At 68.6% G+C, this 12,154-nt stretch carries 12 protein-coding genes; 4 read left to right on the top strand and 8 right to left on the bottom strand.

Going from position 1 to position 12,154, the window contains the following annotated elements:
• The first annotated feature begins 213 nt into the window (after positions 1 to 213).
• Positions 214 to 822, top strand: coding sequence for an ECF RNA polymerase sigma factor SigK (sigK, locus tag L1885_RS00645; protein WP_235794915.1), 609 nt, complete (start codon positions 214 to 216; stop codon positions 820 to 822).
• On the top strand, positions 819 to 1,586 hold the full coding sequence (locus L1885_RS00640) for an anti-sigma factor (protein WP_235794914.1): 768 nt from the start codon (positions 819 to 821) through the stop codon (positions 1,584 to 1,586). Before sigK ends, L1885_RS00640 begins: the two co-directional genes overlap by 4 nt.
• A 347-nt stretch (positions 1,587 to 1,933) precedes the next feature.
• On the opposite strand, the gene L1885_RS00635 is transcribed toward L1885_RS00640, so the two are convergent.
• The 6 genes from L1885_RS00635 to L1885_RS00610 form a co-directional block, all read right to left on the bottom strand.
• Positions 1,934 to 2,332: a cupredoxin domain-containing protein gene (locus L1885_RS00635; protein WP_235794913.1), complete on the bottom strand. Its 399-nt coding sequence runs from the start codon at positions 2,330 to 2,332 to the stop codon at positions 1,934 to 1,936.
• Between the two features lie 106 nt (positions 2,333 to 2,438).
• Positions 2,439 to 3,266 (bottom strand): ferritin-like domain-containing protein, encoded by an 828-nt coding sequence (locus L1885_RS00630; RefSeq protein ID WP_235794912.1) that lies wholly within the window; start codon positions 3,264 to 3,266, stop codon positions 2,439 to 2,441.
• Positions 3,263 to 4,051 carry a ferritin-like domain-containing protein gene (locus L1885_RS00625; RefSeq protein ID WP_235794929.1) on the bottom strand — a complete coding sequence of 263 codons (789 nt, stop codon included), beginning with the start codon at positions 4,049 to 4,051 and terminating at the stop codon, positions 3,263 to 3,265. The genes L1885_RS00630 and L1885_RS00625 overlap by 4 nt, the downstream gene beginning before the upstream one ends.
• Positions 4,052 to 4,188: 137 nt before the next feature.
• Positions 4,189 to 4,866, bottom strand: coding sequence for a nucleotidyltransferase family protein (locus tag L1885_RS00620; RefSeq protein ID WP_235794911.1), 678 nt, complete (start codon positions 4,864 to 4,866; stop codon positions 4,189 to 4,191).
• A gap of 224 nt (positions 4,867 to 5,090) precedes the next feature.
• A complete protein-coding gene (locus tag L1885_RS00615) occupies positions 5,091 to 5,528 on the bottom strand; it encodes an ATP-binding protein (protein WP_235794910.1) in 438 nt (145 codons plus the stop codon).
• Positions 5,529 to 5,660: 132 nt separating this feature from the next.
• The gene (locus tag L1885_RS00610) at positions 5,661 to 6,020 is read right to left on the bottom strand and encodes an STAS domain-containing protein (protein ID WP_235794909.1); all 360 of its coding nucleotides are present in this window, start codon (positions 6,018 to 6,020) and stop codon (positions 5,661 to 5,663) included.
• A gap of 1,804 nt (positions 6,021 to 7,824) precedes the next feature.
• Between L1885_RS00610 and L1885_RS00605 the strand changes: the two genes are divergently transcribed.
• Complete coding sequence (locus L1885_RS00605) at positions 7,825 to 8,613, top strand: OBAP family protein (RefSeq protein ID WP_235794908.1); 789 nt, start codon at positions 7,825 to 7,827, stop codon at positions 8,611 to 8,613.
• Positions 8,614 to 9,335: 722 nt separating this feature from the next.
• Here the strand turns inward: L1885_RS00605 and L1885_RS00600 are convergent.
• The gene (locus L1885_RS00600) at positions 9,336 to 10,205 is read right to left on the bottom strand and encodes an SDR family oxidoreductase (protein ID WP_235794907.1); all 870 of its coding nucleotides are present in this window, start codon (positions 10,203 to 10,205) and stop codon (positions 9,336 to 9,338) included.
• A gap of 197 nt (positions 10,206 to 10,402) precedes the next feature.
• Complete coding sequence (locus tag L1885_RS00595) at positions 10,403 to 11,254, bottom strand: alpha/beta fold hydrolase (protein ID WP_235794906.1); 852 nt, start codon at positions 11,252 to 11,254, stop codon at positions 10,403 to 10,405.
• 185 nt (positions 11,255 to 11,439) lie between these two features.
• Here L1885_RS00595 and L1885_RS00590 point away from each other — a divergent pair, with 185 nt between their 5' ends.
• Positions 11,440 to 12,045: a CGNR zinc finger domain-containing protein gene (locus L1885_RS00590; protein ID WP_235794905.1), complete on the top strand. Its 606-nt coding sequence runs from the start codon at positions 11,440 to 11,442 to the stop codon at positions 12,043 to 12,045.
• The last annotated feature ends 109 nt before the right edge of the window (positions 12,046 to 12,154 follow it).

Genomic DNA, 12,154 nt, shown 5'->3' with positions numbered 1-12,154 from the left:
AGCACAGGCCAGGAGCGGACAGGTACTGCAGCCGGGACGATCTTCATCTTCAGGGACTCCAGCTACGAACAACAGGTTAAAGATTTAACCCGTTCCGACTCCTCCTGATCTGCGGAAACCCCAGAAAGGTGATTTTGTCAGGCAGACGGCTCTTGAGCACGTGCGCTGCTCCCCGAGAGGCACCAGTCTCGAACAGAGCACTGAGGAGTGGCGATGGATCGTGGAAGCGACGCGGAGTCGGGCCGCGACTCGTATGCATGCCGACGGGATCCAGAAGATGCCCGGGTTAACGCACTGCTCACCCGGGTGGGTAACGGGGACGCAGAGGCATTCGCGGGTGTTTACGACGCTTTCGCCGGTCCGGTGATGAGCTTGGTTTTCCGGGTGCTGCGGGACCGGGCTCAAGCGGAGGAGGTGACCCAGGAAGTGATGGTGGAGGTCTGGCGTACCGCGGACAGATTTGATCCGGAGAGGGGTGCAGCGCGAAGCCTGGTGCTCACCCTGGCGCATCGCCGCGCCGTGGACCGCGTACGCACCGCCGTCGCGGCAAGGGCCCGGGAGCTGCGCAGTGTGGCCTGCGAGCAGGAGCGGCCTTTCGACACCGTCGGCGAAGAGGTGGAGGTGCGAGAGGAGCACCGTCTGGTCTTTCGTTGTGTGGCCGAGCTGACAGAGCAGCTGCGCGTGCCACTGATGCTGGCCTACTACGAGGGCCTGACCTATGCCGAGGTCGCTCATTCCCTGGCAGCGCCTACGGGCACGATCAAATCGCGATTGCGGCAAGGACTGCGCCATCTGCGTGATTGTCTGGAGGCCCGGACATGAACGAAGTCGACCCTCACCTCGACGTCGGTGCCTACGTGCTGCATGCTCTGCCGCCCGAGGAAGAAGCCGCTTTCGAAAACCACCTGGCGAGCTGTCCGCAGTGCCGTCGTGAGGTCGAGGACCTTACCGGGAGAGCCGTACAGCTCGGTACAGCTGTCGAATCACAGACCCCGCCCCCGGAGCTGCGCAGCCGAGTACTTCAGCAGATTACCGAGGTACGTCAGGATCACGTGGTGTCCGAGGAACGACGGGATCGATCGGCCGCCTCTGTGATGCGCCGTCATCGCTTCCGCCAACGGGTGTTCAAGCTCGCTCTGGCGCCGTCTGTGGCCGCAGCGGTTGCTCTGGGCGGCGTCGCGAGTTGGCAGCACACACTCGCTGAGGACGCGCAGGGCCAGGTCGCCGAGGCACATGCGAAGACCGACGCCCTCACCGGTGTCCTGGCGGCCCCGGATGCGACGATCAGCACGGCAAAACTCGCAGACGGGGCGCACGCGAGCGTCGTCGCCTCCCGCACCCACGGTCAGGCCGCGTTCATTGCCTCGAACCTTCCCCAGTTGACCGGCCACCAGGTCTACGAACTCTGGTACTCCAAAGCGGGACAATTTCGCCCCGCCGGACTGCTGCCCGGAGCCGGTCACCAGGCGCAGGTTTTGCAAGGTCAGCTCAAAGGTGCCACGGCCGTCGGCATCACCGTCGAGCCGACCGGCGGCTCGCCCCAACCCACCAGCGATCCCCTCAGTATTCTCAAGGTCCCCGCCTGACGTCCAAAGCTCCGTCCCAGCAGCAACGCGACCGGGCCATGACCTGGGCCGTCGAAGGCAGCTCTGTCGCGATCGCAGGGTGTAGGCCGCCCTCGGCGCTTTGCCGTTTCGGACGGCCGCCGGTCTCCTCTGCTCTCGATCCTGTACTGATCCGACGACTTGGCCATCAGGGGCGACGACGGCGTGGGGTGGCTCCCTCACCGTCGCAGCCGGGTGCTGGTGGGATCGATGCCGATGAGAACGCAGAATCTCGGGGCCGGTACAAGGGTGCTCTGCCGTCTCCGTTCGGGGCATGGTCCTGCCTTGTTTCCAGGTCTCGTCGTCGGCGGAGTTGGGGACCTTCGTGCTCAGCGGACCACGAGGGTTCCCTTCATGTACTGGTGAATATCGCAGATGTAGGAGTAACTACCTCTCTTCTTTGGGGCAGTGAAGCCAGCGGATTTGCCCCCGGAGATACGTCCGGTATCCGATGTGCCCCTATCGGTGAAGGTCACGGTGTGGGGTGTCTGATCCTGATTGGCGACCGTCACACGGGCACCCGGCCGCACGGTCAGGGACACAGGACTGAACATGAAGTCCTTGATGGCGATGTGCGAGGAGGCCCCGCCGGAGCCATGCGCCGCGGTGGCCGGCGTCGCGGGAGATCTGGTTGCCGTGTCACCGCCGTCGGAGCAGCCTGCCAGGATGAGGAGCGAGGCGGCGAGCGCAAGAGTTGCCCAACGTGGCGGACGCATGAGTGTGGGCATGTCCATCGTCTCCCTGGTGGGGCCGTTGGTGGTACCTTGCGGGGCCGCGCGGTGGCCTGCCGCTCGCGGCGGGGGAGTGGTCGGCGGGCCACCGCGCGGTCGGAGTTCAGACGGTCAGCAGGGCCGGGCTGGCGGCCTTGTCGGTCGGAAGGAAGTCGTCGGGCACGGGGTATTGGCCCAGGACGTAGTTGAGGATCGCCGCGTGCATGGCCTCGACCGGGGCGATGGTCGCCGCTGTCTGGATGCCGACTGCGCTCTTCACGTTGAACGTCGCGAAGAGATAGGTCTGCGCGGCCTGGTCCTCCAGTGTCAATGCGAGTTTGGCAACTGCGCCGACACTGGTGGCCTTGCCCAGGGCTTGCAGGGTGGCGGGCTGGTTCGAGAGCGGCACGTTGGTGATGGCGGGCTTGCCGGCCCCGGTGAGGACCGCGTTCCAAGCTTTGGCATGGTCGGCGTGCTGGGCCATCGCGGTCGTCACGAAGGTCGCGACGGCCGGAGGCACTGTGCCGAGCTTTCCTGCCTTGGCTGCGGCGAGTGCCGCCTTGTAGGCACCCACGGCCTGGTTTTCGAGCGCAACCGCGAGTGCGACGACTTTCAGGTCTCCGGTGTAGGTACCGGCAGCGCTGGACGAAGGCGTGCTGCCTGCCCCGGCGGAGGAGGAAGTGGAGGCGCTGACTGTGCCGTTGGAGGAGGAGCAGGCCGCGAGGGCGAGGGCAGCGGCGGCTCCGCCTGCTCCGAGCAGGAAGCTACGGCGACCGTTGCTGCGCGGTTGGCCCTTCTCCGCCGCCCCGGTGCGGATCTCCTCGGCGAGATCCACAGCCCCCTCCCGCATGGCGGGCAGGGTCTCGCGGTGGGCTGTTTCCATGTCACGGGTCATCCGGGCGAGCTGTTCCTCGCTGATCTGGAGTTCCCAGTCGTCGTCGGCGGTGGTCACTTCACGGCTCCCTCGGAGATCGGCGACGCGCTCTTGGTCGGGTAGAAGGAGTCAGGGAAGCCGACGCTGCCCGCGGCCGCCGGCAGCTTCGCGACGTCGGTGGGGATCGCCACGAGGTTGGCCATGTTCCCGGCAAGCAGCGCCTGGACGGCGAGGAGCGTCGCACGATGCTGGGCCTCGACCGGCGCCACGGAGGCGAAGAGCTTGCGCAGTTCCGCGCTGCTGACCTGGCCGACGTTCTTGACATACGTCTGAGCGGCGACATCCTCGAGCGTGATGGCGAGCTTGACGACGTCCGCCGGCGACTTGATGGTCGGCAACGCCTTTTTGACGACAGCGGCGTACTTCGGGTCGGGCCCGCTCTGGGCCTGGCCGCCGGCCTGCGTCGCCGCGGCGTTGAACGCCTTTGCATGCGCCTGGTGCTGGGTGGTCGTCTTGGCAATGAAGGCAATGACCGTCTTGTTGCCGCTCTTGATGAACGGCAAGCCCGCGGCGGTCTGATACACGCTGATCGCGAGATTCTCGATCGACGCAGCCGTCTGCAGGGCCATGACGTCGTCATTCGACGTCGAGGCGGCCGCCCGGGCCGAGGACCACAGCGCCGCAGCCCCTGCAACACCCGCGACAGCGCCGCTGCGCCGCCACCAACGCTGCCGCTGCGCATCCGCCACCTCGGTGAACTCGCCCAACGCCTCGTTCGTGATCCTCACCGCATCACTGTTCAGGTCCTGAGACTGCTCCGTCAGCTCTTCCAGCAGCCGGGTGTCGATGCGATCTACGTCCATCACGCCCCATCTCCGCTCTCCGCGCGCCCACTCCGTCGCGGGCGCTGGTGATGACCATTCGGGGCTGGTGATCGAGCAGATTGGCAGCAGTTAGGTGATTGACCCTCCCGTGGGAAAGCGTTCACGCTGTTGACAGCTCATCGCTCGGGTCGACGTGGTCCTGTCCGTGTGCTCTCGTAGCCCACGTACTGGAAGGTGAGTGCGGTGACCTGTGTGGCGAGGTCTGTCAGGGAGGAGTCGCGCAGCACGGCGGCGTGTACGAGACGGGTCACGTCGTTGGTCCAGTCGCCGGTGGCCCGGTCGTCCGCGTGGATCCGTGCGAATCCTCGGTTCAGCAGGCCGCGGGCTTCGTCGTCCTTCTTCCGGTTCAGTGCTTTGACGGCGCCGATGGCGTTGGCCAGAGCGCTGGCCGGGCGTGACCACTCGTCCTCGCGGGCGCGCGCCGCCGGGTTCTCGGCGTCGTAGTGGCGGTGATCGGTTATCGATGCGGTGCGGACATCCAGATCAAGTCGCCAGAACAGAGGGACTCCCGCGAAGCGGACGAACAACAGACGGCGGCGGTCGGAGTGGTGGAAATCCGGGTCGCTGCGCAGACCGGCGACCGGCCGGACCTCTCCCAGCGTGTGCATCACGCGGGTCAGACAGTCGGTGAACTGTGCGTCCGGCACGACCCACGCGATATCGATGTCGCTGAAGAAGTCCGCTGTGCCCGATGCCAGCGATCCGACCAGCCTGGCATGTGAGCCCGGAGAACTGTTCGTCAGCGCGATGCACACCGCGGCGGCCAAGGCGGCACGATCGGTCTCTTTCGCCATGGCGCTCACCGTAGTCCGACCCGGCCGCACGCACTGGCCGCACCCAGCGGCTCACCGGTGTCGTCAGCGAGGGACAGAGTGAGGCGATATGGGGGGCAGGGCGGTCGTCGGGCGGGGCGAAGGGAGCCCCCGATCCCGCCCGACGCCGGCGCCTATGCCCGGTGGACGAACGCGGTGGCCGGCGGCGGGGGTGGCCGTGTCGTGTGCTGTCGGCGCGGGCCGGGTCAGTGGTTGAGGGGGAGGCGGGCGGTGACGCGTTTGCCGATGGCCTGGGGGTGGATGTCGAGGCTGTCGGTGAGGGCGAGGACGACTTCCAGGCCGTGTTGCCCAATGCGGCCGGGCTCGGGTTTCGCGGCGTGCGGCATGGTCGGGGCGCTGTCCCAGACGGAGAGCTGCAGCCACACGCCGTCGGTTTCGACATCGACGGTGCAGGGGCCGGGCGCGTATTTGCAGGCGTTGGTGACCAGTTCGCTGACGACCAGTCGCGCGATGTCGGGGATGTCGGTGGCGATGGTCAGGCCGTGGTGGGTGCTGAGGGTGGTGAGGAAGGCCGTGACGATGCCACGGGCTGCTGCGATGGTGCCGCTCTGGCCGTCGAAGATGCCCCCGGCGCGTGGATGGGGTTCGCAGGCGTCCGCACTCTCCCGCATACCGGCCTCCATCGATCCCACCCTGTCCCCGGCCTCCGGGCGCACCCGTCTGTCGTCCTTCGCGCCTCGACTGTCCCGGTTGCAGGCGCATACACCTACCGAGGGTAGGGCCCCGGGCTGCCGGCGACCGCGGCGCCCCGAAGTTCAGCTGCTGGTGGCGTCTTCGACGCTGGGATAAATGTGCAGGACCTGATCGGCTCCGGTGATACGGAACAGCCGCGACAGGGCTTGAGCGGGGGCTGCGAGGCGCAGGTCGGTTGCCTGGGAGGAGAGCAGCAACAGGTTCAGTGCACTGGAGTCGGCGAAGGTCACGCCGGCCAGGTCGAGCACGCTCACGGGGTGGGTGGCGGCCGCGGCCTGAAGGGCTTTGCGCAGCGGGGGGAGCGTGTCGAGGTCCAGGTCACCGCGCACCTCGATCACCCAGGTCTCGGCTCGGGCGTACTGGCGGGCTATCGAGGGCTCGGACGGGGGGCCGTTGTGGTGTGGCTCTGGCGTGGTTGACACAGCGCAGAGCCTATACACGCCGCCGATCGGTTCATCAGCCACCTGACCGAGATGCCCAGGGCCAGGGTCAGGGCGTACTGAACGAGGAGGCCCGCACGGACTGCTTCGACGGCCGGATCACCGCCGCCCAGGCCGCGCGCATGTCTCGTGCCCCTCGCAGCTCGGGAACGCGTGGAAGGGGCGCCGGAGTCGCAGGGCACGCGTCGCTGGAGGATGGGTGGCCTCCTTCAGGTTCCAGCCGACTCCAGAGCAGCTCTCCGGCGGCGGCGGGAACGTCCTCCCGGCCACTTCCGTACTCGTGTACCGGTCGGATTGGCCCGAGGTGCACTCGTAGATGCCGCCGAGGGGGCTTTCTCGCCGGACGGTGCATCCGTGTCTCGTCGGCGAGCCGCGACCCGTGCGGCGATTGCTCGTATGCCATACCTCCAGCGTGCGCCTGCGAGCGCCGATCCCTGGGTTGGCGGCGCGAGCCAGGGTGGCCGTGACGGGCTTCGGGTATTGGAGCCGGTGCCGCTCACTGGGCGGGCGGGCCGTCGAGGGGAAGGGGTGCCGCGAGGCGGACGAATTCTGCCCGGCGGGCCGTCGTGCTTTGACGGCCCCTCGCGGTGAACGCACGCGAGAAGGACGACAGATCCGGCCGCGCCGCTCCGCCAGTACCCCCGACTGCCCCACCATGCGCGTACGACGGGCATGCAGCGGCCGCCGCCGCGAGCCTCTTCCTCGGCGGCAGCTGGTACGCGACGCCCGGCTCGCGCTGAGGGGCCAGACCCGCCGGGGCCCGTCCGGTGATGGTTCCGAGCGCCCGGACGGGATTACCTCGGCCCCCTCCGATACGGGGAAGACCGAGACGCGAGGTCCCCAGAGACATACGTCTCGGTCGGGACATCGGCGAGAGCACGGCACCGCAACCGCTCTGAGTCCGGCTGCGTCTGCGGGCGCCTGCGCCCGGGGCAGGCGCACCGGCGGCCGCCTCCCGCTAGGTGTCGGCCCGAGGGCAGCGGAACTTTCGGCCCAGTACGACTCTCGCCCAAGTGGCGTCTGTGACTTGGTTCACTAGCCAGTGTCGTTGGCTCTCCTGATGAAGGTCGAGGCGTTGTGGGCGCATCTGGTTCGGACGGGACGACCGACGACCCTCTGCTCCGTGACGCTCGTTTGACGCTCCAGGCTGCCGAAGCATCGGTCCGGAGCGGTCGCGCATGGCCATTGACCTGCAGTTATGGAGACTATTGCTACCTGCCACATCTTTCCGATGACGCACCACATGGAGTGCGTGTGCATTCTGGAGCCGGTTGCCAAGGGTCGCTGATCTGCTGTTTTGCCTTTCAGGTGGTCAGCTCGGCCCCTCTTCGCTCGCGGAATGCGTCGACTGTCGCGGTGACGTGGCGATGCGCAATCCAAAATTCTTGACTCTCGGACATCGGGACGCATCGACGCATCACCGTTCCCTGGAACTGAAGGCGCCAGGGCAGCACGACATCACGCCCGACGGCTTCACGAAGCGGGACCGCGAGCAGTGGGAGCTGACGCGCGGACCGGGTGGCCCGGTACCAGTCCGGTTCCTGCGGGCACAACTCGGGCGCGCAGTGCGCGCGGAGCTCGGGCGGCGGTGACGCGGTCGGCGTGCGGCCCGCGCCGCCGCCTTCCACCGTGATCCCGGAGGCCGCGCGATCTCCCTCTCAGCACGCGCCGCACCGCCTCCGGGATCGCGTCCTGGTCCACTGGGAGTCCGTGCGGGCTTGCCCTGGGTGCGCGGGTGGGCCGCGTGGGCTCGTTACGGGCTCGTGGCCCTGGGCACCCGCCGCTCATGGCATTCACACAGAACGCGCGCCGCCCGCGCGGGGCCGGCCGGGGACCGGCCGCGTCCCTCGGGGTCGGCATCGCGGCCGGAGCGACAGCCGCGGCCGGGCTCCTGCTGGGGCGCAAGGCGGTCACGATGAGCAAGGTGGGCAAGGGGCATCCCCTCAAGCATCGGGCGCTCGACATGGCGGCGGGCGCCATGCAGACGAAATATCCCCTCGATGCGATGAGCACGTACCTCAACGGCTTCCACATGTACGCCGACGACATGGGCCGGCAGGTGGAGGCCACCCATTTCTGCATCCATCTCCAGCACGACCTGCACCAGTGCGTGATCTTCGACCGCAACGCGCCCGACGCGCGGCTGATCGGCATCGAGTACATCATCAGTGAGGAACGCTTCCGCGCTCTGCCTGCTGACGAGAAGCGGCTGTGGCACAGCCATCACTACGAGGTGAAGTCCGGCAGCCTCACCGCCCCCGGCATCCCCGACCTGGCCGAGCACGCCTACTTCGAGGACCTCGTGACCACGTACGGGAAGACGTTCCACACCTGGCAGTACGACCGGGACGACTTCCCCTACGGCATACCGCAACTGATGATGGGCTTCACCGAGCACGGGCAGGCCGCGCAGGAGATGATCCAGGCCCGGGACGACAGGCTCGGCATCTCGACATCCCACAAGCGCGAGAACCGCTCCGACATCGCCACGCCCGAGGTGGCGCCGGGCGCCAACGCGTGGGAGAGCGGCCGCACCATCCAGACCCGCATCGAGGAGCGGGAGTTCAAGCGCTGAACCGCTGCGGCCCGGTCTGTTGTGCTCGATCCGGTAGGGCCGGGTGCGTCGGGCGGCGCGCGGTGCGCCGTCGGGGCGCCGACGGGTCCGCCGCGTGTTCCATGTGCTCGCTGCGGTCGGATCGGCGGCGGGCGGGGCGTGCCACAGTGGAGGTATCCGGCCGGCAGTGTGCGCCGCGCTGCCGGGAGCTGGCCGGACGAGGCTGGAGACGTTCACTCCGAACTGCGATCGCGTGTGTCCCCGGCGACTTCGATGGATGCGGCACGCCCACGAGCCGCTGCCAGGAGCGGCAACGGTCACGAGTGACGCACCTGCGCTCCTCCACGGGCGATGTCGTGGCTCCCGATGGAGACCAAGTCGGTCCACGACTTCTTGCGGACCCTCGCCGACCGGGCGCTGCGGCAGGCGCTCGGCGCCGCGTCTGCGACGTCGCCATCCGCTGACGGCAAGGCCGCTCACGGTCGTCAGCTCCGGCCCGGGCCCGGCTGCTCTCGACGAGGCCCGGTACGGCCGCCGGTCGGCTCGCGGATCGTACTGCTGCCTCCCATCTCCCTGGAGTCCACCGTGCCGGCCCGGTGCGAGGTCGGAGCAAAGAGCGGGGAGACACCTCTGCTCCCCCCTGCTGGACCGGTTGAACCCGACCGGCACGGTGGTGACCGCCGGTGTGCTGCCGACCCGGACCGGCCATGCGTGGGAGAAGGCAGCTCACTGCAGGGAAGTACTCAGATGCCGATGTCGGCCAGCCATCGGCTTGTGGTGCGGGGGGTGACGCCCAAGAGCTTCTGGGCGGAGGTCTCCGGCGCGATCGGGCGGCCGGACAGCGTGCTCATCGCCTGGTAGTTGCGAGCGATGTCAGCAGCAGAGCGCTCCCCGAGCAGGGGGGCGAGCGACGTGCGGAACTCCTCCGGGCTGATCTCGTCGAAGACCACGTCGCGGCCGAGCCGTGACGCGAACGCCTCGGCCAGATCAGGGCCCGTGATCGCCGGGTACTGGCCGACGGAGACGACGCCGGTCACGTCCGTGCGGTCGAACAGCGCGACAGCGGTGTCCGCGATGTCCAGATGGGAGGTCCACGACACAGGGAAGTCCGCCCTGATCGGGTAGGGCAGGACGCCGCGTTCGCGGGCGGAGCCGATGATGAACGGCATGAGGAGGTTCTCGAGGTAGAGCTCGGGGACGAGGATCGCGTAGGACACGCCGCTGTCGGCCAGGCCGGCGGCGAGCGTGGCGAATGCGCCGCCGCGGGCCGGATCGATGGGGAAGCCGCTGGTGGAGAACACGACGCGCTCCGGACGGGCCTCATCGACAGCGGCGAGGATGTTGTGGGCGAACTTTTCTCGGTCATCCTTCGCGGCCATCGCCGGCAGGTGGACGAAGACCCCCTCGGCACCTCGATAGGTGTCGGTCAGGTCGGCGGCGGAGGAGTAGTCGGCCGCCACGACGCGCTGCGCTCCGTTCACGACGGCCTCGGGGTCGCGGGTCAGAGCGGTCACGGACCTGCCGGCTGCGGCGAGAGCTGCGGCGACCGGAGCGCCCTGGGCGCCGGTCGCGCCATGGACCACGTAGGTCGGGTGTGCGGAATTCGAGGTCATCGGGTGCTCCTTGGAGTGATGGAACGCAACACTGGGTGAGGTGGCTCGCCCGGGCCGAGATCAATGGCCCGGGCGGTCGGTGAAAAGGAGGGCGATCGCCCACGGAGAGTGGGGAGAGCGCGGAGAACGTCAAATCGGCTTCCGGCCGGCCGGCCCGCCACGTCCGCGATGCCGACCGGTGTGGTGACATGCGGTGGTCAGGCGAAGGCCTTGCGCAGGAGGTCGCCGGTGCGGGCCGCGATCTCGTCGACCTCTTCTTCCAGGGCGAAGTGGCCGGTGTCCACCAGGATCACCTCCGCGTCCGGAACGTCGCGGGCATAGGCCTCGGCGCCGGCCGGGATGAAGAAGGGGTCGTTCTTGCCCCAGATGGCGAGCAGCGCCGGCCGGCGCTCGCGCAGCCAGGCCTGCCAGGACGGGTACAGCGGCGGGTTGTTGCGGTAGTCCCACAGGAGGGACTTCATGTACTCGGCTCGACCGGGCAGGTCGATGACCGCCTGGTCGGCCACGGCCCGGTCGGGGTCGACGTGTTCCGCGTCGCGGACGCCGGCACCCCACTGCAGGCGGGTGCCGGCGAGGGTGACGAAACCGTCGATCGCGGCCTGACCGGCCTCCTTGTTCTGCCACCAGTCCGTCAGCGCCGCGGCAGCGGGTCCCAAGCCCTCGGCGTAGGCGTTGCCGTTCTGCGAGACGATCCCCTTGACCCGCCGGTCGTGTTCGAGGGCGATGCGGAATCCGACCGGGGCGCCGAAGTCGAACATGTAGAGGGCGTAGTCGCCGATGCCCAGTGCGTCGATCGCCTTGCCCGTGACTTCCGCGAGCTTGTCGAAGGTGGGGTCGGCGGGCAGCGGGTCCGACGGCCCGAAGCCGGGGTAGTCGATGGCGACGACGTGCCAGTCGTCGGCCAGGCGATCCATCAGACGCACGTAGGCCGCGGTGCTGGAGGGATATCCCGGCAGCAGCACCAATGTGGGTTTGCCCGGGTCTCCGGCCTCTCGCACGAACACGTTCAGGCCGTCGACGGCCACAAGGCGGTGGCGCATGGCAGGCATGACTTCACCCTTCGCTGAGGGGACGGCGGGCCCGCTGGCTTCGCCATCCATGTTCTAACGGATAACTAGACGCTATAGGCGTTAGATACGCGGCGCAAGCCGGGCGTCTTGGGGTGACTTCGTCCTTTGATCGAGGGGGTTTGATGACTTGCCGCCGGATGTGAATCTATGGGTACACTCACGCAGTGACCGTTAGTCCTTCACTTGACGACATGCAGCGGGCGGGGTTTCCCATGGGCGGCGAGCCCTCCATTGCCGTGGACTTCGCCGACACGCTCGTGACCACCACCGAGCCGTGGACGGATCTGCTGGCAGACCCCGCCGCCGCGACACGCTGGTGGCAGACGCAGGCCGCCCGCCTGCCCGCCGGCCCGCCGCCGGACCCCCTGACCGCCCGACGGCTGCGGAACGCCGTTCGGGACCTCCTCGACTCTCACCTGGAGGGCCGGGCCGCCCACGCGACGTCGGTGGAGGATGTCAACGCCATCGCGGCGACGGTGCCCACCAGCGTCCGCATCGCGACCGATGCCGCGGCACCGCGGGCCGAGACCCGTTGGCATGTCGAGGCGGGCGGCAACGCCCCCATGGCCGCGGTCGCCCGCGAAGCCGTGTCCCTGATCACCGACCCCGAACGCATGGGCCGCCTGCGGCGCTGCGCCAACCCCGAATGCTCCATGCTGTTCCTGGCCGAGACGAAGCGGCGCATGTGGTGCACGGCGAACCTCTGCGGGAACCGGGCCCGGGCCGCGCGCCACTACCAGCGCACCCGCTCCGGCACCACGGACGCATGAGCCTCTTCGGCGTACAGCGAAGACGGACCGGCCCCTCCGCCCTTGAGAGGGCACGGACGAGCAGCATCAGCGCGGGGGACGCCGCACGGCATCGGCGGTTCGGCCGCGC

The organism is Streptomyces fuscigenes (assembly GCF_021556455.1).
Taxonomy (GTDB): domain Bacteria; phylum Actinomycetota; class Actinomycetes; order Streptomycetales; family Streptomycetaceae; genus Streptomyces; species Streptomyces fuscigenes.
The sequence above is the reverse complement of the archived record's forward strand: the minus strand, read 5'-3'. Positions and strand labels throughout refer to the sequence as shown.